The organism is Paraburkholderia bengalensis (genome assembly GCF_037126505.1).
GTDB lineage: Bacteria > Pseudomonadota > Gammaproteobacteria > Burkholderiales > Burkholderiaceae > Paraburkholderia > Paraburkholderia bengalensis.
In genome coordinates this window covers 23462-42653 of record NZ_JACFYJ010000040.1, presented here as the reverse complement: position 1 = coordinate 42653, position 19192 = coordinate 23462, and the positions used below count along the sequence as shown (strand labels likewise).

General features: G+C 65.7%; 20 protein-coding genes and 1 pseudogene. 6 read left to right on the top strand and 15 right to left on the bottom strand.

What is annotated here, in order from left to right:
* The first annotated feature begins 37 nt into the window (after positions 1 to 37).
* Entirely contained in the window at positions 38 to 319 is a 282-nt protein-coding gene (locus H3V53_RS22725; RefSeq protein ID WP_336599872.1) for a DUF6723 family protein, read from the top strand.
* A 118-nt stretch (positions 320 to 437) separates the two neighbouring features.
* Entirely contained in the window at positions 438 to 1178 is a 741-nt protein-coding gene (locus H3V53_RS22720; protein WP_336599871.1) for an SDR family NAD(P)-dependent oxidoreductase, read from the top strand.
* 56 nt (positions 1179 to 1234) lie between these two features.
* Here the strand turns inward: H3V53_RS22720 and hpnR are convergent, their stop codons facing one another.
* Positions 1235 to 2776 carry a hopanoid C-3 methylase HpnR gene (gene hpnR / locus H3V53_RS22715; protein ID WP_336599870.1) on the bottom strand — a complete coding sequence of 514 codons (1542 nt, stop codon included), beginning with the start codon at positions 2774 to 2776 and terminating at the stop codon, positions 1235 to 1237.
* A gap of 319 nt (positions 2777 to 3095) precedes the next feature.
* The gene (locus tag H3V53_RS22710) at positions 3096 to 4427 is read right to left on the bottom strand and encodes a sugar efflux transporter (RefSeq protein WP_336599869.1); all 1332 of its coding nucleotides are present in this window, start codon (positions 4425 to 4427) and stop codon (positions 3096 to 3098) included.
* A gap of 230 nt (positions 4428 to 4657) precedes the next feature.
* On the opposite strand from H3V53_RS22710, the gene H3V53_RS22705 reads away from it, so the two are divergent.
* Positions 4658 to 5191, top strand: coding sequence for a hypothetical protein (locus tag H3V53_RS22705; RefSeq protein WP_336599868.1), 534 nt, complete (start codon positions 4658 to 4660; stop codon positions 5189 to 5191).
* Here the strand turns inward: H3V53_RS22705 and H3V53_RS22700 are convergent.
* The 5 genes from H3V53_RS22700 to H3V53_RS22680 form a co-directional block, all read right to left on the bottom strand.
* On the bottom strand, positions 5188 to 6054 hold the full coding sequence (locus tag H3V53_RS22700) for a S66 peptidase family protein (protein WP_336599867.1): 867 nt from the start codon (positions 6052 to 6054) through the stop codon (positions 5188 to 5190). The genes H3V53_RS22705 and H3V53_RS22700 overlap by 4 nt on opposite strands.
* A complete protein-coding gene (locus H3V53_RS22695; RefSeq protein WP_336599866.1) occupies positions 6051 to 6578 on the bottom strand; it encodes an ankyrin repeat domain-containing protein in 528 nt (175 codons plus the stop codon). Before H3V53_RS22695 ends, H3V53_RS22700 begins: the two co-directional genes overlap by 4 nt.
* A 183-nt stretch (positions 6579 to 6761) precedes the next feature.
* Positions 6762 to 7226 carry a hypothetical protein gene (locus H3V53_RS22690; protein ID WP_336599865.1) on the bottom strand — a complete coding sequence of 155 codons (465 nt, stop codon included), beginning with the start codon at positions 7224 to 7226 and terminating at the stop codon, positions 6762 to 6764.
* Positions 7227 to 7360: 134 nt separating this feature from the next.
* Positions 7361 to 7888: a GNAT family N-acetyltransferase gene (locus tag H3V53_RS22685; protein WP_336599864.1), complete on the bottom strand. Its 528-nt coding sequence runs from the start codon at positions 7886 to 7888 to the stop codon at positions 7361 to 7363.
* Complete coding sequence (locus tag H3V53_RS22680; RefSeq protein ID WP_336599863.1) at positions 7885 to 8475, bottom strand: helix-turn-helix domain-containing protein; 591 nt, start codon at positions 8473 to 8475, stop codon at positions 7885 to 7887. The genes H3V53_RS22685 and H3V53_RS22680 overlap by 4 nt, the downstream gene beginning before the upstream one ends.
* Before the next feature lie 128 nt (positions 8476 to 8603).
* Here H3V53_RS22680 and H3V53_RS22675 point away from each other — a divergent pair.
* Both H3V53_RS22675 and H3V53_RS22670 read left to right on the top strand, forming a co-directional pair.
* Positions 8604 to 11107, top strand: a pseudogene (locus H3V53_RS22675) (penicillin acylase family protein).
* A 33-nt stretch (positions 11108 to 11140) separates the two neighbouring features.
* Positions 11141 to 11509: a MazG-like family protein gene (locus H3V53_RS22670; protein WP_054923741.1), complete on the top strand. Its 369-nt coding sequence runs from the start codon at positions 11141 to 11143 to the stop codon at positions 11507 to 11509.
* A gap of 111 nt (positions 11510 to 11620) precedes the next feature.
* On the opposite strand, the gene H3V53_RS22665 is transcribed toward H3V53_RS22670, so the two are convergent.
* From H3V53_RS22665 to H3V53_RS22630, 8 genes are all read right to left on the bottom strand, one after another.
* Positions 11621 to 12199, bottom strand: a complete 579-nt coding sequence (locus H3V53_RS22665) for a YceI family protein (protein WP_336599862.1) — start codon at positions 12197 to 12199, stop codon at positions 11621 to 11623.
* A 36-nt stretch (positions 12200 to 12235) separates the two neighbouring features.
* A complete protein-coding gene (locus H3V53_RS22660; protein ID WP_336599861.1) occupies positions 12236 to 12799 on the bottom strand; it encodes a YceI family protein in 564 nt (187 codons plus the stop codon).
* A gap of 21 nt (positions 12800 to 12820) precedes the next feature.
* A complete protein-coding gene (locus tag H3V53_RS22655; RefSeq protein WP_336599860.1) occupies positions 12821 to 13390 on the bottom strand; it encodes a cytochrome b in 570 nt (189 codons plus the stop codon).
* A gap of 176 nt (positions 13391 to 13566) precedes the next feature.
* On the bottom strand, positions 13567 to 14109 hold the full coding sequence (locus H3V53_RS22650) for a nucleoside deaminase (RefSeq protein ID WP_336599859.1): 543 nt from the start codon (positions 14107 to 14109) through the stop codon (positions 13567 to 13569).
* A 20-nt stretch (positions 14110 to 14129) separates the two neighbouring features.
* A complete protein-coding gene (locus H3V53_RS22645) occupies positions 14130 to 15215 on the bottom strand; it encodes a BMP family ABC transporter substrate-binding protein (RefSeq protein WP_419539548.1) in 1086 nt (361 codons plus the stop codon).
* 120 nt (positions 15216 to 15335) lie between these two features.
* Complete coding sequence (locus H3V53_RS22640) at positions 15336 to 15782, bottom strand: VOC family protein (protein WP_336599857.1); 447 nt, start codon at positions 15780 to 15782, stop codon at positions 15336 to 15338.
* A gap of 177 nt (positions 15783 to 15959) precedes the next feature.
* Complete coding sequence (locus H3V53_RS22635) at positions 15960 to 16568, bottom strand: hypothetical protein (RefSeq protein WP_336599856.1); 609 nt, start codon at positions 16566 to 16568, stop codon at positions 15960 to 15962.
* A gap of 39 nt (positions 16569 to 16607) precedes the next feature.
* Positions 16608 to 18002 carry a selenium-binding family protein gene (locus H3V53_RS22630; protein ID WP_336599855.1) on the bottom strand — a complete coding sequence of 465 codons (1395 nt, stop codon included), beginning with the start codon at positions 18000 to 18002 and terminating at the stop codon, positions 16608 to 16610.
* A 285-nt stretch (positions 18003 to 18287) separates the two neighbouring features.
* Between H3V53_RS22630 and H3V53_RS22625 the strand changes: the two genes are divergently transcribed.
* On the top strand, positions 18288 to 19106 hold the full coding sequence (locus H3V53_RS22625; RefSeq protein ID WP_336599854.1) for a helix-turn-helix transcriptional regulator: 819 nt from the start codon (positions 18288 to 18290) through the stop codon (positions 19104 to 19106).
* The last annotated feature ends 86 nt before the right edge of the window (positions 19107 to 19192 follow it).

Genomic DNA, 19192 nt, shown 5'->3' with positions numbered 1-19192 from the left:
AGACACCAGTCCGGCACTCAAGGAATGGAGCCGCAACATGACCAGGCCACGGATGATTTTCCCGAAAGCACGCAATGCTGTGGCCTCGAAACCTGGGTCGACGGACGATTACCAGATCTACGCGACGTATCGCCGGACGACGGAGGGTTCATACATGGGACAGCTGAAGGTGGTGCGCAAGACGGACGGCCGGCTGCTGTTCCCGTTCACGGGCGCGCCGGACATCGGTCCGTTTCCCGACGGCGACCAGGCGCGCGCGGCCGCGCATCGTCACGGCGAATCCGTCGTGCAGTCCGATCTCGACAATCCCGAGCCATGAGCGGACTTGATCGACCGAACGACTGACGTGGGCACTCCGCCGGCAGCCGTGCGCACACGGTGCCTATAATCACGCGACATTCCGCGCGGTCCGCGCGGCCGGACAACGGAGGAACGCGATGAAGCGTGATAGCGCAATAGTGATCGGCGTGGGCGCCGAACTCGGTCTGGGCGCGGCCTTGTGCCGAAAGATCGCGGCGAACGGCTATCACGTGTACGTCGCGGGCCGCACGCAGGCAAAGCTCGATGCCGTGACGAAGCGCATCGCGTCCCTCGGCGGGTCCAGCGAAACATTCGCGATGGACGGCGCGTCGGAAGCCGACATCATGCGTCTGTTCGACACGGCGATGTCGCCGCCCGGCGATATCGACGTGCCTTCGCTGATCGTCTACAACGTCGGCAACAACCTGCACGTGCCGTTTGTCGATCTGACGCAAGCGCAGATGCAGGACTTTCTGCGCTCCGGGCCCATCGGCGGATTTCTCGTCGGGCGCGAGGCAGCGCGGCGGCTTGCGCCGCTCGGACGCGGCACGGTCATCTTCACGGGCGCATCGGCGAGCCTGCGCGGCAAGCCTGGTTTCGCGCATTTCGCCGCATCGAAAGCCGGGTTGCGCATGGTCGCGCAAAGCATGGCACGCGAGTTCGGTCCGCGCGGGCTGCATGTCGCGCATGTGGTGATCGACGGCGGCATCGACGGCGAACGCCTGCATAGCCGGCGTCCGCAAGCGGCCGCCGAGCGCGGCGAAAACGGCCTGCTGAATGTCGACGCGATCGCCGAAGCGTACTGGCAGATTCATTTACAACATCCGTCCGCGTGGACGCACGAAATCGATCTGCGGCCGTTCAAGGAACCGTTCTAAGCCGTTCCGGGCGCGTATAAGGCAGCCTGCAGCGAGCGGCCCGGACGAAGCCCGCCTCAACCCGTTCCCATTCGGCTCTGATCGACGAACTTCTCGGTCGCATCGTCGATCTTGCGGCCCTTGCGTCCCGTCGGGCCATGCACGTACAGCACCTTGACGTTGCTCTGTTCCGGCCGCTGCGCGGGCGGCGGCGTCATTTCATAGCGCACTTCGCGCGCGTGGTCGCTCAGTTGCAGATTGGGATTGAACACGGAGTTGAAGCGCCACAGCATGCGCACGAAATTCGTCTGTCCGCGCATCAGCAGCGAAGCCGCTTCGCCTGCCGCGCGATACAGCGCGCCCCAGCCGAGATGCTTGCGGTTGAGCACCTGCTGGGTGCGCACGAGTTCGCCATAGAACTCGGGTAGCGGGAGTTTGGTCGGCAAAACGGCGTGCTGGATATCGTAGAGCCGGTAATCGAGGCTGGTCAGATTGCGCTGTTCGCGCAGCCAGATTTCCGTGCCCGGATACGGCGTGTTCACGCTGATGTTGACGATCTCCGGAATCTCCAGACACCACTGCCGGATCGTCTCGAAGCGCTCGTGGTCCCAGTCGGGATCGGCGATCAGATTGACCGCAACCGTGATGCCGAGCGAGCGCGCGAACGCGAGTGCCTCGAAATTCTTGTCGACGTCGATGCGCTTGCGAAACGCCTTGAGACCTTCGGCATCGACGGCTTCGAGGCCGATGAACATGTATTGCAGACCGAGCTTGCGCCAGTACTCGAACACTTCCTTGTTGCGCAGAAGCACGTCGCCGCGCGTCTCCAGATAGTACTTCTTGCGGATGCCGCGCCGCTCCACCTCGCGCGCGATCGCCATGCCGTGATCGGCGTGCACGAACGCGACGTCGTCGACGATGAATACGCCCGGCTCGCGGATCGACGCGAGTTCTTCGGCGACCACTTCGGGGCTGCGCGAACGATAGCTGCGTCCATAGAAGGTCCATGCGCTGCAGAACGTGCAGTCCCACGGGCAGCCGCGGGCGAACTCGATCGACGCGCACGGATCGAGCACGCCGATGAAGTATTTGCGCCGATGCCGCAGCAGATCGCGCGCCGGACGAATCTGGTCGAGGCTTTCGACAAAACCGGGCGCTGGCCCTTCGCCTTCGCGCGTGACGACGCCGGGAATGCGCAGCAGGTCGTCCTTGCGCGCGATGGCCTTGAGCAGCTCGACCACCTTCGCTTCGCCTTCGCCCTTGAGCACGCAATCGATCGCGCCGTCCGCGTGGCGGAGCATGTCGCTGGCCGTGAACGACGCGCTATGTCCGCCGACGAACACGAAGCAACCCGGTAACATCGACTTGACCGCTTTCGACAGATCGATGATTTCGGGAATGTTGGCGAGATAGTTGCCGGAGAAACAGACCACATCGGGCCGCCAGTTGCGAACCAGCTTGTGCAACGCGCGGTGGGATTCGACCTGCAGGTCGATCAGACGGATGTCGTAGCCGGCTTCGCGTATCACGGCGGCAACCGTTTCGAGTCCGAGCGGCTCGAGGCGCAGATAGACGCGGGTGTACATCAGGCCACTGGGGTGAACAGCGAGCACCTTCATGAGATCTCCCTTGCGTCGAAAAGTGCGTGCGCGCGTATTGACGTGCGCGCTGGGCTTTCGTGCTGGTGTCCCTTGGTACGGGTCGACTGCTGAGCCTGTGCGTCCTGCCGGACCTCACCGCAGTGGGCTCCATACGATTCTACTGTTCATCGGCGGGGCTTGCTCGGCAGAGGGACGTTGCGATTCGACGGTGAGGATTTTCGGGAGCGGGCGCCGGATGTCCTGAAGCGCGCACTGCCGGGTGGTTTGGGGCGCGCGTCGACGCATTGCAGCATGACGCGCTGCCGCGGCGTGACGGCGAACTGAGGGCGAAGACGGATCAATAGCCCGGATGCCGCCATTCATCCCAGGCATCGCGCGCCCGCCGCGCCATCCGCTTCCACGGCGGATCGGCGAACAGGATCAGCGCACCGAGCGCGAGCGCGCCGCAGACGAGAAAGGTGCCGCGATAGCCGAGCCCCGCCACGAGGGCGCCCGACAACACGCCCGACAAGATCGAGCCCACACGCGATGCGTTGAAGAAGAGCGCCGTCGCCGCGCCGGGCGAGCGCGGCATCAGATCCTGCATGTACGTCATGCCGAGACACGAGGTCACGGCGACGACGAACGCATTGAACGCCTGCATGGGAATCAGCACGTGGACGGTACCCGCCGCCGCCACGGCGACGAAGTACACGACATGCACGCCCGCGCACGCGGCGAGCCAGTTCAGCTTGTTGAGCGTCGAGCCGCGCGCGCCGAGCGCGAGCATCATCGGGATTTCGAGGAAGGCGCCGAGGCCGAGCATGATCGACACGTCGAGCCGCGTGCCCTTCAGCCCGTGCACGACATAAAGCGGCAGCACGATCATCGTGGCGTTCGCGGCGAGGCCGATCAACGTCAGCGCGACGACGGAACGCCAGATCTGGCGCTGCGTGCCGGGCGCGTGAGACGGCGCACGCGCGGGACTGGGTGACGGCGCTTGAGCGGCATGTTCAGGTTCGGCGGGTTCGGTGACGGTCGTCACTTCGAGCGACGACGCGGGGTCGCCCGCGTAGTGCGTGGGCGCGCTGTGCGGATCACCCGCAGGCGACTCGCGCATGCGCCAGACGATCGCGCCGCAGGCGGCAAAGCATCCCGCGGCGAACAGGAAGAGCCCGTAAAAGCCGGCTGCCGCGAGCACGAGCGCGCCGACGGACGGCCCGAACACCCACGCCATCGACAGCACCGTGCGCAGCGTCGCCAGTGCGAACGAACGCTCGGCCTCGTCCTTGATGGGCAACGCCGCGCGTCCGAACGAAAACACCAGCGACATCGCCGAGCCGCCCGCGCCGAGAAACGCCACGCCGATTGCGAGTAGCGCGAGATAGTTGCGCACGAAACAAAGCAGCAGAAAGCCGAGCGACGCGGCGATCAATGCCGCGAGCAGCAGCCCGCGATGATGGCCGTGCCTGTCCGACCATTTGCCCGCCCAAGCACTCGCGATCACGCCGCTCGCCGCGATCAGCGTCATGAAGAGGCCGAGCCTGAGGGGCGTCAAGCCCGCCTGCTCGACGCCGAACAGCGACAGATACGGCGCGGTGAACGACATCGCGATGCCCAGCATCAGTGTCGCGCCAGCGAGCGGCATGAAGAAATGAATGCGCGTGAGACGGGCGAAGCGAGAGTTCATCGATGGCGCGGGTCCGGACGGTGGGATGCGCGCGGGCGGGGACGCGGCACGAAAGAGGCATTGTCGGACGCAACGCGCGTCGCGCGCAATGACGCGTTCGTCATGTTGTGCAAAGAATGCCTGCCGCATTGGCGGACCAGACGAGAAGTCGGCATGACAACAAGGGCAAGCGCAACGCGCATCGCGAAGCGCTTAGACTGGCTGGCTTGCTACTTTCGGATGGGCAGCTGATGACGACACTGAAAAGTGCAATCGAATCCTATATATCGGCGAAAGACGGTAATCGTCCTCATCTCCTGATGGACGCATTTGCGCCCGATGCTTCGCTGGGCATGACCGTCAAGACAGCTGCCATTGCGTTTCCGCAAGAAACGCACGGACGCGATGCGATTGCCGCCGTGCTCGTGAGCGATTTCGCGCTGAAGTACGAGAACGTGTACACGTTCTGCGTCGGCGCGATGCCTGCGAATGGGCAGCGTGAATTCTCATGCGACTGGCTTGTCTGCATGACGGAAAAAACGACGCGTGCTGCGCGCATCGGTTATGGCCGGTACGACTGGACAGGCGACGCACAACTGTCGCAGATCGTTCGATTGCACATCACGATCGAGGAAATGGCGGTGCTGCCGGCGCAATCCGCCGACAGCATGTTGCGCTGGGCGAGCTGCCTGCCCTATCCCTGGTGCGCGCGCGAAGCGCTTGCGCCTCACGCCCCGAATGGCGAATTCGTCCAACGCATGATCGCGCAACTGTCGCACGACTAACGCACCAACCGATCCCCTTCCAGCACCGCCCGCGCACCATACGTCCATGCATGATTGCGCGTGCCGTGGCCGATCGGGAAACCGGCGTAGATCGGCACGCCGTGCGGCTTCAACAGATCGACGAGCATATCGTGCAGCGTGAAGTCCGCGTTCTCGGGCAGCGGACAGCGGATGAATTCGCCGAGCACGAACGCACGCGCGCCGTCGAACACTCCTGCCTCGCGCAACTGCATGACGCTGCGGTCGATCCGATAGGCAAGCTCGGTCACGTCTTCGAGCAGCACGATCGCGCCGTCGCAACGCGCTTGCCACGGCGTCCCCGCGAGACTTGCGAGCACGGTAATGTTGCCGCCCGCCAGATGTCCTTCGACGCGCGCCGCGCCCGCATCGTGCAGACGCTGCAACGGCACAGGCGCGGGGCGCTCGCCGCGCAGTTCAGCCAGCACGCTGTCGCGCGAGGCGTCGTCGTGTCTGGTCGCGAGGCCGTTGAGCGTCGGACCGTGAATCACGCGCACGTTCGGCATGCCGTGCAGCGCGCCGAACAGCGCCGTCGCATCGGAAAAACCGACCAGCGTCTTCGCGCACGGCACGGCCTCGGGCACGGCGCGCAGACAATAGACGCTGCCGTAGCCGCCGCGCGCCACCCACACGATGTCGACGCGAGGATCGGTCAGCGCACGATGCAGATCGGCGGCGCGGTCTTCATGCTTGCCCGCGTGATAGCGGTAACGATCGCGCACATGCGCGCCGACCTGCACGCGCAAACCCCAGCTTTCGAGCAGGGCGATGCTTGCTTCGACGTGCTCCATGTCGGGCACGCCCGCCGGCGCGACGACGGCGACTGTCTGGCCGTCGACCGTCATGCGCCCGCCTTCTTTGCGAGCAGCGCGGCTGTCTCGGGCGCGCCCATGCGGGCGGCGGCGTCGGCGGCCGACACGCGTTCGCGTCCGCGCGCGTCGGGATTGGCGCCATGCGCGAGCAGCAACTCGACCATTTCCGTGCGATTGAACATCGCGGCAATCATCAGCGCCGTACGTCCGTCGGGCGATGCGCCTTCGACATCGGCGCCATGCGCGAGCAACGTCTGCACGACATCCTTGAAACCCTTGAAGGCCGCGCCCGCAAGCGGCGTCTGTCCGTTGTCGTTGCGCAGGTCGGGATCGGCGCCGCGCTCGAGCAGCACGCGCACGGCATCAGCATGGCCGTGATACGCCGCCAGCATCACCAGGCTGTCGCCTTTCTCGTTGCGAAGATTGGGCGGCGCGCCTTTCTCGATGACGGCGGCCAGCATGTTCGCTTCGCCGCGCCGGGCCGCATCGAAGATTTCGCGCGCCACTTCGAGCAAGTCGGGATCGATGTCGCCGGGGCTGCGCTGGTCGTCTGTCATGAAGCCTCTCCGTTCCCATGCGTTGCCCTGCGGTCGGGCAAGCGGTTGCTGTGATGGCCGCCCGGGGGGGGCGGCGCGTCGGTCACAGCAGAGGATACAGGCAATGCAGCTTCGCTGCCGTGCGGCCCGGAGGTGAGGATTTTCGGGAGCCGATCGATCCGTCCCGCCGGCTCCGCGGAGGCATCAGGCCTGCCTGCGCATCGCCGGCTCGCCGCCGCCGTTCGCAATGATGCGGTCGAGCCGGGCGCTCGCGTCTGTCAGCGCGCTGAGCGGCGCGCGCTGCAGCTGCGCGTCGTAGGTGCTGACGATGTGCGCTAACAATTCGACGTGTTCATCGCCGAGACGCCAGTCGTCGCTCGTGCGGCCGCGCTCGAACGCCACGGACAGCGCCTGATCCGCGATGCGCAGCTGCTCGTAGGTCATCTCGCCGTAGCCGAGATCGCACAGGAAGCCGGTCAGCAGCATCGTCTGCGTCAGCGTCTGCGCGGCGCTCCTGCTGCCCGCGCCGCGCCGCATCGCGTCGAGTGCGATATGCACGGGCAGGATCAGCTCGACAGCCATGCTGCGCGGGATCGGCAGCAGCAATGCCTTCGCCTGCCGCGCGCGCGCTGCCTGGTTGCCGCCGGGAAAAGGAATGGTCTTGGCCATGTCGCCTGGAAAAAAGTGAGAATGCTCTAGCGATAACGGCGCAAGGCGGAAAAGATTGAGGGCTGATTTCCGTAAACCGCAAACGTTTGTCGAAGCTCGCCTTTTGCGGAGATTGATCCGAGGCGCGGGCCGCGCTATAGATGCTTGTAATAGAAGGTCGTGCCGCACAATGATCCGTCCGGCATCAACGCATAGTCCGGCACGTCGCCGACACGCTGCCATCCCGCGCGTGCGTACAGCCGCTCGGCGTCGCCGCCCGTGACGGTGTCCAGCACGAGCACGGTCTTGCCTTCTTCGCGGGCCACGGCGTCGGCGGCCGCCATCAGCTGCTGCGCGACGCCGCGGCGCCGCGCCCGCCGGTGCACGAGCATCTTCGCGACATCGGCGCGATGCGGCTGGTTGTCGGGCTGCGCCAGCACCAGTTGAACCGTGCCGTCGATGCGCCCCGCGCTGTCTTCGGCGATGAGAAGCGCCCGCTCGCCGCGCTCGACGCCGTCCGCGACCGCGCGCCAGAACGCGACGGCCCTCTCGCGCGGGAGCGGCCACATGAAGCTCACCGACGCGCCGCCTGCCACGCAGTCGATCAGCACGTCGGCGAGTTCCTCGATGCAGCGCGCGGCCTCGTGAGCCGCGACGCGCCGCACGCGTCGCGCGTCGGTCATGGGTTTCTCCTTGCGGGTGAAAACGGCGGCGTCGACAGCGCTACCAGATAGCGTGCCGGCTCGCGCGCGGGATTGTGGAAGACGGTCGGGCAATCGAGGCGCATCGCCACGCAATCGCCCGCTTCGAGCCGCCAATGCGCGTCGCCTGCGCTGATCTCCATGGCGCCCTCGATGAGCCAGATCTGCTGATGAATCTCGGCCTCGCGCGCACCCGTTTCGTAGGCCACGCGCTGTCCGGCAGGAAAGTGAACCTCCACTAACTGAAGCGGCGAAGGCAGCGCCGGCGACAGATTGCGCCTTACGTAGCCCGACGCCGGATCGGTCCAGACGGCTTGATCGGCGGCGCGCGCGAGCGGCGAGGGCGGCTCGGCGGACGGCCCGGGCGCCTCGAACAGCGACGCGAGCGAGACGCCCAGCGCGGTGGCGAGCTTGTCGAGCACGGCCGCCGTCGGGCTGCTCTGCCCGCGCTCGATCAGCGAAATGTTGGAGCGGCTTACGCCGCTGCGTTCGGCGAGCGCTTCGAGCGACAAGCCGTGGCCGTCGCGCAGTTCGCGCACCCGGCGGGCGATCAGGGAATGGATGTCCATGGCGTCCAGCATAATGGAACAAAATTCCATCATGTTGGATTTCGCGCTTTCACCATATCGGAATGGAAGCGGGCAAACGGCTTCGGGCACAATGCCCGGACCTCTGGATAAACCGTGAAATCCGCACGATGAGCCGTCGCCAAGTCGTTCCGCGCCAGTCGTCAAGCAGGTCGGTCGTCAGACGCGTGGGCATCGGCGCGCTGATGCTGGCGGGCGTCGCCGTCGCGTTGCTCGGCGCGGCGCTGGTCGGCGGCTGGCTGCTGCTGCGCGGCAGTCTGCCGCAACTCGACGGCGTGCAGCACGCGCCGTTGCTGTCGTCGGCGGTGACGATCGAGCGCGACGCGCTCGGCGTGCCCGCCATCCACGGCGCGACCCGCGACGACGTCGCCTACGCGACAGGCTTTCTGCACGCGCAGGACCGCTTTCTGCAAATGGACCTGCTGCGGCGCGTCGCGGCGGGCGAACTGTCCGCGCTGGTCGGGTCGAACGCACTCGAACTCGACCGGCGCAACCGGCTGCATCGCTTCCGCGCCCGCGCGCACGCGATCGTCGAAGCGCTGCCCGCCGACCAGCGGCAGTTGATCGAGCGTTATGTGGCGGGCGTGAATGCCGGGCTCGCCGCGCTGTCGTCGCGGCCGTTCGAATACTGGATGCTGCGCACGCAGCCCGAGCCCTGGCGCGCCGAAGACTCGCTGCTGGTCGTGTACGCGATGTACTTCGATCTGCAATCGGCCGAAACGCGGCGCATTCTGGCGCGCGCCGTGTTGCGCGACCGCGTGCCCGCCGACCTGTACGCATTCCTGCTGCCCGCCGCGAGCCACTGGGACGCGCCCTTGGACAGCGCATCGACGCCGCCCGTGGCGCCCGCCCGGCTTCCCGCGACGCGTCCCGACTGGCTGGCGGCGCCGAAACCCGTCAGCGTCGCGGGCCCGGCGTCCCTCGAACCGGGCGTGGAAGCAGGCGCGACGGATTCGGCCGTCGGCAGCAACGGCTGGGTCGTCGACGGCGCGCACACCGCGCATGGCGGCGCGATTCTCGCGAACGACATGCATCTCGGGCTGTCGCTGCCGAACATCTGGTATCGCGTGTCGCTGATGTGGTCCGCGTCCGACGGGGGCACGCTGCACACGGTCACAGGCGTCAGCCTGCCCGGCGCGCGCTCGTGATCGCGGGGAGCAACGGCAAGATCGCGTGGGGCTTCACGAACAGCTACGGCCGCTATGTCGACCTGATCGAGCTGCGCCGCAATCCTTCCGACCCGCTGCAGTACCGCACGCCCGAGGGCGGATGGGCGCGCGCTGCCGTCTATCACGAGCGCATCGACGTGAAGGGCGCGGCGAGCGTCGATCTGCCCGTGATGCAGACGCGCTGGGGCCCGGAGCTGAACGTCGGCGCCCGCGCTTACGCGCTGCGCTGGGTCGCGCACGATCGCGAGGCCGTGAACCTGAACCTGCAGAAGCTCGAAGATGCGAAGACGGTCGACGAAGCGCTGCGCGTCGCGCAAACGAGCGGCCTGCCGACGCAGAACATCATGGTCGCGGACTCGCGCGGCAAGATCGGCTGGACGTTGGCGGGTCCGCTGCCGCAGCGTGATGCCGCCGACGCGCAAAGCGGCCCCGACAGCGACACGCCGTACGATTCGGCGACGTACGTGGGCTGGCAGCGCTATCTGCCGCCCGCGTCGTATCCGAAGCGCGTCGATCCGCCGCTTGGCCGCTTGTGGACGGCGAACAATCGCGTGCTGATGTCGCGCGAAGCGGCGCTGATCGGCGACGCGGGGGCGGACCTCGGCGCGCGTGCTTCGCAGATTCGCGACGATCTGCTCGCCGCGCCCAGCCCCGACGAACGCGCGATGCTGTCCATCCAGACCGACGAGCGTGCGCAATGGATCGACGTCTGGCGGCGCGTCGCGCTCGAGGCGCTCGACGGCGCCGCGCTCGACGGTCACCCGCAGCGCGCGGCGTTCCGGCAGCAGCTGCTGGCGTGGAGCGGACGCGCGGACGCCGACGCCGTCGGCTATCGGCTGACGCGCGGCTTCTTTTTCTCGCTGTACGACGCCTGGTTCGGCAGGCTCGACGCCGATCTCGCGGGCGCGATGCCGGGCGGCAGCAGCAATGCGCCGCTGGGATTGCGCGTCGCGAACTCGCGCTACGAGGCGGTGATGGAGACGCTCGCCGAGCATCATGCGTGGCTGCCCGACGGCTTCAGAAGCTGGCGCGAGTTCGTGCTCGAGCGCATCGACCGCACCATCGCGCAACTGCCCGCCGACACCTCCGTCGACGAAGCGCGCTGGGGCGAGCGCAACCGCGCGGCCATCGAGCATCCGTTCGCGCGCCTCGTGCCCGCGTGGCTGCCGTGGGTGCGCGGCTGGCTCGGCGCGCCGCATGATCCGCTGCCTGGCGACATCAACATGCCGCGCGTGCAGACGCCGAATTTCGGCGCGTCGGAACGGATGATCGTGTCGCCGGGACGCGAGCAGAGCGGCATCTTCGAGATGCCGGGCGGACAGTCGGGGCATCCGCTGTCGCCGTATTTTCTGGCGGGTCACGAAGCGTGGGTGCGCGGCGAGAAGACCGCGTTCCTGCCAGGCGCGCCCGCGCATCGGCTGACGCTCGGCCGCGCGCAGCCGTGATCGCCGTAATGAACGTTTTGATGGAGTGAACGCATGAAGCAGGAACGGAGCAGCGACCTGATTGCAGTGCGCGATCTGCTGCGGGAGTTCGTCAGCGAGCGCGACTGGTCGCGTTTTCATTCGCCGAAGAATCTCGCGACGGCGCTGAGCGTCGAAGCGAGCGAACTGCTGGAGCCGTTTCAATGGCTGGCGTCGGGCGAAAAGAGCGAACTCGCCGATGACCGGCTCGTCGCGATCCGTCACGAAATGGCCGACGTGCTCGCGTATCTCGTGATGCTCGCCGACCGGCTCGATGTCGATCTGTATGCGGCCGTGCTGGAGAAGATCGAACTGAATCGCGCGAAGTATCCGGCGCACAAGGTGCGCGGCGACTCGCGCAAGTATTCGGAGTACGACGAGTGAGGCGGGGACGGACGATTCGTCGACAGGTGAGCGTTCTCGGGAGCAGGCGCAACGCAAAAAAGCCGCCCGCAGGCGGCTTTCGCAAAGCACGTCGGACTGCCCGCGCAGCGCTTACTGCTTGATGCCTTCCGTCTGGATATGCAGCACGGTCTTCGTGCTGAAGCCGTACGACTTGCCCCAGTCCATGCCGAAGTCCGCGCGGTCGAACGTTGCCGTCGATTCCGCGCCGCACACTTCGCGCTTGAGCATCGGGTTCACGAAGCACTTGAACGATTCGATCTTCAGGTTCACCGGCTTCGTCACGCCGTGCAGCGTCAGCGTGCCGATCACTTCGACGGGCGTGTCGCCGTCGAAGCGGATCTGCATGCCCTTGTAGGTTGCCGTCGGGAACTTGGCCGCGTCGAAGAATTCCGGCTTTTGCAGATGCTGGTCGAGCTTGTCATTGCCGGTATCGATCGAAGCCGTGTCGATCGTCACGTCGACCGTGCCCGTCTTCGCCGCGCGATCGAGCGTCACCGTGCCGCTCGACTTCTTGAACTTGCCGCGCCACACCGAGATGCCGCCGAAGTGATCGGCTTCGAAGCTCGGGTACGTGTGGTTCGGATCGAGCTGATACGTATCGGCTGCCATGGCATTGAACGACATGCCCGCGATCAGCGCGCCCGCCGCGATCAACAGTTGTTTCTTCACGTTATTCTCCTGGGTTGATGAGTGTGCCCCGCGCGCTCAATGCTTTGCGGCGACGATGTGAAACCTGATGACGACATCGTCGGCGACAACCGACGTGTCCTTCCATTCGCCCGTGCCGACGTCGTACTGCGTGCGCTTGATGGGCAGCGCGCCGTCGAAGGTTTGCATCGGGCCCTGCTGCGTGATCGCGACGGGCACGGTGACGACCTGCGATTTGCCCTTGATGGTCAGCTTGCCCGTCACCTTGTACTGATTGCCGCCAGCGGGCGCGATGGCCGTCGACACGAACGTCGCTTTCGGGAACGTCGCGCTGTCGAACCACTCCTTGCCGCGCACCTGCTTGTTGTATTCGGCGTCGCCGAGGTCGTAGCTATCGGTATCGATCGACAGATTGGCGCTGCCTGCCGTCGGCTTCGCGGGGTCGAACGTCAGTTGCGCGGTGAACTTCCTGAACGCGCCGTCGACGGGCACGTTCATCTGTTTCGACCTCGCGACGACGCTGCTCTTGCCTGCGTCGACCTGCGCGAATGCGGGCAACGCGGCGGCGAGCAACAGCGCGGCCGTGCCCGCCAGAATGTGGCGATAAGTGGCGTTCTTCATGACGATCCTGAGATTCAGCGCTTATTTGAGGAAGGGAATCATGCGTGCGAGCAGTCCGTCGCGTTCGACGAACTGATGCTTGAGCGCGGCCAGCACGTGCAGCGCCAACAGCACGAGCAGCGTGTAATTGAGCGCGATATGCGCGCTGCGCAACACGGCCTTTAGCGCGTGATCGGGACCGATGAGGGTGGGCAGCGGCAGCACGCCGAGGTAGACCACCTGCACGCCCGCCGCCGAGCTGAAGAAGTAGCCGGTCAGCGGAATCGCGAGCATCAGCACGTAGAGCAGACCGTGCGTCGCGTGCGCGGCGGCCTTTTGCCATGCGGGCATCGCGGCGGGCGTGGGCGGCGCGTCATGCGTGGCGCGCCAGATGACGCGCAGCACCGCGAGCGCGAACACGGTCACGCCGATCCACTTGTGCCACGACACGTACTTGAGCTTCGTCGGCGTGAAGCCCGGGATATCGGTCATGATCCAGCCGAGATAGAAGCCGCAGATCATCAGCAGTGCGATCAGCCAATGCAGCGCGATGACCGTGCGGCCGTAGCGCGCAATCTTGCCGGTGCTTGGGGACGAAGCGTGGAACGTCATGGGCAATCGGGAACCTTCGCGTGATGGCGCCGACGCGGCGCCTCGGATTGAACGCGAATGGTAGAGGGCGAGTTTGCCGATGAATAGCCGCGCCAGGGAGAACAGATCGTTGCGGCAGTGCGCGCAATCCACGCGAAAAGCGCGGATTGAACTGGCGATTGATTGCGTTGCGCGCGTCAGTCCGAACGCGAGGCCCAGAACGCACGCTGCACCTGCATGATTTCTTCTTCGACTTCGGCGATGGGACCTATCAGGTCGACGTGCTTCTGGCAATGATCGAACACGTACCGTGACGACACGCTCATCGTCGGGTTTTCGGCATGGTTGCCCGTCGCCTGCAGCAGACGTTCTTCCGTCATGCCGAACACCACGCGGCCGATGTTCGCCCAATACGCCGTGCCCGCGCACATGCAGCACGGCTCGACGGTTGTATAGAGCGTGCAGCTCCACAGATACTGCGGCGTGAAGTTGAGCGCGGCGATCCGCGCGAGCACGCTCTCCGCGTGGTTGACGGTATCGACGTTGCCTTGCTCGATCAACACCGTCTCCTGATCCGGGCCGACGAGAATCGCGCCGAACGGATGATGGCCCATCAGCGTCGCGCGTTCGGCGACGGCGCTCGCGTGACGCAGATGGCGCACGATCTGATCGCGCGTCGGCACGAGTCCTTGCTCAGGAACGTCCGACGCGTTCTGTTTCGATGAAGTGGTCAGCGCCAAATGCGTCTCCTTCGTTCATGTCACTTCGGCAGCGAGCCGTCGACGCCTTGCACGAACCAGTTCAGCCGCAGCAGATCGGCATCCGACAGCGATTTGCCCGCCGCCACCTTGATCGCGCCGCTCTGATCCTTGATCGGCCCGGCGAACGGATCGAATTTGCCCGCGATGATGTCGTCGCGTTTTTGCGCGAGCGCTTTCTGCGCGGTCGGCGATACGGCGTCCGTGTTGATGCTCGCGAGGTCGATCGCCTTTTCCTTGAGGCCCCACCACGTCGGCGAGTTGGTCCACGTACCCGCCTGAACCTGCTCGATCAGATGCGTATAGTAGACGCCCCAGTAGCTCACGCACGCGCCCAGTTGCGCGTTCGGGCCGAACTTCTTCATGTCCGAGTCCCAGCCGAACGCGTGCACCTTCTTCTGTTCGGCCGTCTGCATCGTGGCCGTCGAATCGGTGTTCTGGATCAGCACGTCGGCGCCTTGGCCGATCAGCGTCTCGGCGGCCTGCTTTTCCTTGCCCGGATCGAACCACGTGTTGATCCACACCACTTTGACCTTCGCGTTCGGATTCACCGAGCGCGCGCCCATCGTGAACGCGTTGATGTTGCGCACCACTTCCGGCACGGGCACCGACGCGACGAAGCCGAGCGTGTTCGACTTCGTCGTGTAGCCGCCGACGAGCCCTGCGAGATACGCGCTCTGATACGTGCGCACGTCGTAGGTGGCGAAGTTCGCGGCCTTCTTGTAGCCGGTCGCGTGCTCGAACACGGTGTCGGGATAATCCTTCGCCGTCTTCAGCTCGAAGTCCTGGAAGCCGAAGCTCGATCCGACGATGATCTTGTTGCCCTTGCTCGCGAGATCGCGGAACACGCGCTCCGAATCCGCCGATTCCGGCACGTTCTCGATGCGCGTGACCTTGATCTTGTCGCCGAACTTCGCTTCGATCGCCTTCACGCCTTGCTCGTGCGCGTAGGTCCAGCCGGCGTCGCCGGGATTGCCGAGATAGACGAACGCGACGCCCATCGGCTGCGCGGCCGTGGCCGCCGCGCTGAACGCGACCGTCGCGCCGAGCGCGGCAAGAAGAACAGCGGGAAGCCGCAGCGAGCGCATGACGGCGCGGGCCAAGGTTGTTTTTTTCATGAAGTCTCCGCAGACAGTGAAGGAAGACACGGCGATGCTGCGCCGCGTCACATCAGCGGAGATGGTGGTGAGTCAATATCAAGGTCGAAATTAAGATTCGTTATGCGCTGTATAACGGCATTGATATGAGCGTTCAGATCGGCTCACCCCAGGTTCAGTTGCCACGACACGCCGAAGCGGTCGCTGACCCACGCGAAGCGGCGGCTGAAGCCGTAGTTGTCGGGCGGCATCGATGCGCGCCGCCTGCGGACAGTGCGGCGACCAGCTTGTCGAACTGCGCGTCCGACTCGCATTCGACGAACAGCGATAGCGCGGGCGTGAACGTGAAGGCGTGTTTGCGATGCTGTCGGTGCACAGCAGCGTCTGTCCGGCGACGAAGAACGTGCCTTTCATCACCGAGCCCTCGCGGCCCGGCGTGCCCGATGCGTAATGGATCACCTCGACGATCTTGCCGTCGTCGAACGGCGACACGTGCAAGCGCATCGCTTCTTCGGCGTTGTTATCCTGGAAGAGCAGAAACGGGCGGGCCGTGGTCATCGCGAGTCTCCTTCGGTGAGCGCATGGCTCGCAAATTGTTCACGGTTGCGCTTGAGGTGAGGCTATTCGGGAGCACCGCAACGGTGAGTCGCCCGGCAACCCGCACGGCACTGTAGCCAAAGGTGAGGATATTCGGGAGCCGCGGCGACCGCTTCTGTAAAGCCCATTTCCGCCAGGCTAGGTGACGATCAGCAGCAGCCCCGTGACGCTCAGCGCGCCGCACCACAACCAGTCGAAATTGATCCAGGCGCGGCGCAGCAGGCCAAGGCCGAGATACTGATAGGCCGCAAGCGCGATCGCGCCGGCCGTGGCGAGCGTGACGACGGTATGCACGGCCGTCACCGTGCCGGCCGATTCGAGCGAACTGCCGACGGACAGCCCGGCGCCGCACATCGGCAGCAGCGCGGGCAGCAGCATCAGGCCCGCGCCGTGCATCGCCGCCATGCCGGCCGACCACAGCGCGAGCCCGGCGAAGCTCGCCGTCATGCCGACGCGCACGCGCTGCTTGTGGCCGTAAAAGTGGTGGTAGGCGGCCCACGCGATCAGCAGCGCGCCCATCACGGTGCGCAGGTGGTCGACGCGCGTGAAGAGCCCGAGCGCGACGGCCGAGGTGGTCACCAGCATCACGGCGACGGCATGCCCGAGCGCGAGCGGCGGCAGCGCCATCAGCACCGCCTTGCGGCTGCCATGCTGAAGCCCGAGCGCGGCGGCGAACAGCCAGCCCATCGCGGGGTTCACGCCGTGAAAGATGCCGCTGCCGATCACCGTCGCCCACATGCCGTTCATCCCTTGCGCCTTTGCGATCCCTTTGCAATCCCTCCGCAATCACGGATAGCAATACGAATCCGATGATGCGTCGCCGCCTTCGAGCCGAATCTGATGCGGCCGATGCGATGCCGGCCAATCGACGAAAAAGTCGTTGGCGATGTCGAGGCCGCCGTTGCTGTCCGCATCGAGCTTGACCATCCAGCCGTCGAGCCCGTCGGGATAGAACTGCTCGTCGATTGCGCCGTACAGTGAATTCGTGAAGTACACGCGGCTGCCGTCGCGGCTCACTTCGACCATCTGCGGGCCGCCGTTCAGCGCACGGCCGTTCGCGGCCGGATGCGACGCGCGCGCCACGATGCCGCCCACGCGCACGGTGCCCGTCAGCACGGGTTTCATCGGGTCCGAGACGTCGTATTGCCGCAGATCGCCCGTGCCCCAGCACGACACGTACAGGAAGCGGTCGTCGAGCGACAGTGCGATGTCGGTGACGAGCGGCGGCACTGCGCCGAAGCCTTTGAGCATGGGCGGAAGCAGTGAAGCGTCGGCGGGCTCCGCGGGAATCTCGATCACTTTGCGCGCGGCCCAGCCGTCGCCTTCGCGATACCACGTCCAGATCGACGCCGACAGGTCTTTCAGGCTGATCACCGAGTTGACGAAGCCGTACGCCCGGGTCGGATCATGGGCCGGGCGCAATTCGAACACGAGCTGGTTCTCCGCGCCGAAATCGACGACCTGCTTGTGCTTGCGCGTATTCATGTCCCAGAAGTGCAGCCGGTGCCCGTATTGCCCGCCGAGCAGCACGTCAGGCACGAGGCCGTTTTCGAACGTCGCGGGCAAGCCCCACTCGCTCGTCACGACGGTGTCGTAGCCGAGATGCCACCAGCCGTCGTAGGCAAGCTCCTGCGGGCCGCGATCGATTTCCCACTGGCCTCGGATATCGAACGTTTCGTGATCCATCAGAAAGATGCCGCCGGGCGCCTCGCCCTGCGCGTTCGCGAGCGACACCACATAGATGCCCGCCGGTCCACAGTGCACGGTGTGCGGTCGCGTATAGCCCGCCTTTTCGGCGACTTCGGCGGGTTCGAGCACGCGCACGATCTGCGGCTTGCGCTTGTCGGGCTTCGTATCGAGGATATGAATGCGCGACGAGCGCAGCCCCGGCACGACGAGATAGCGGCGCTCCGTATGCGGATGCGGCGCGTTCGGGCACAGACACGAACTGCATGCGTTCCAGCCGAAGTGATGCAGTTCGTCGCCCGTGTTGGGCATCGGCACGCGGCTGATGATCGCGCCATAGTCCGCCGAACCGGGTTCGACACCGACGACGGCGAGTTCATCGGGCGTTTCGCGCGACGGGTCGAAGCTCGCGACATACGCGACGGTTTCTTTCGGCGCGCTGCTGGCCATGCGCGCGGACGGGTAGAAGGTCGGGTCGGGTGTCCATGTCGCCATGTCTCGGTCTCCGGGGGAATGCCGCACTGCGGCACGCGTTCTATGTCGATGCGCACCCTGTGCGAACACAGCGCGCGTATGAGCTTTTCACTGTAGGCAATTTCGCCGCGGGCTGCGCGACTGTTCACGCGGACGTGCCTCTTTTTTATGCGCGCGGGAGCGCGGCGCGTGCCATCGCAGCGATATTGTTGCTGCAACGCCGATCCGGCATCCACATTCGCGGCGCATATAGAATGATGCGATTCCACCGCGTTATTTCCACCGCTTCGAAGCCGCACTCCCATCATGCGTTCATGGCGCCTCGACCGTCCCGTTTCGCAAGGGCAGCTGGATCTCAGCCGCGCGACGGGGCTCGTGTCGTCGATCGGCAGCGATGATTCGAACGCGCTCGCCGCCGAAGTGCTGAAGCTGCTCGGCGACATCGCGGCGATCTCGCAATGCACGATCTTCGCGTACGAGTTCGGCAACCGGCCGCGCACGGTGTCGGTGGCGGATCATCGCGGCGGGCGCTTCCTGCGCGACGTCGCCGACACGTACGCGCGTCACTTCTATGCGCTCGACGGCAACCAGAAGATCGTCTCGTCGGCGCGCAACGACAAACCCGGCTCGACGCTCGTGCTGCATCAGCAGACCAGCGACGACATCCTCAACGAGGCCTATCGCGCCGCGTGCTACCAGCAGCCGAACGTGTCGGACCGCGTGTCGCTGCTCGTGCAGCCGACGGCGGATATCTGGCTCTCCGTGAATCTGTATCGCGACCGCCGCTTCGGCAATTACCATCCGCGCGAGATCGCGCTGATCGAAGCGATGGCGCCCCTCATCGCGCAGGCGGCGAAGCATCACTATGCAATCTGCGGGCAGCGCGACATGGCGATCTCGCATCTGATGCTCGCGCGCGTGCGCGGCCTGTGCCCCGAGCTGTCGAAGCGCGAACTCGACGTGCTGACGGGCGTGCTCGAAGGACGCACCGCGCAGGAAATCGGCGACACGATGGGCATCAAACCGACGAGCGTCGTCACGTACCAGAAGCGTGCGTTCCGGCGGCTCGGCATTTCGAGCCAGCGGCAATTGTTCGCGCTGTGCATCGGCGCGGGTCGCGTCTGACGTATCCGCGTATTCCCCAGGTCTCCGCAGCCCCCGGCTTGTACCCGATTTGAGGACAGGCGCGCTCGCGCCGCATTCCATACTGC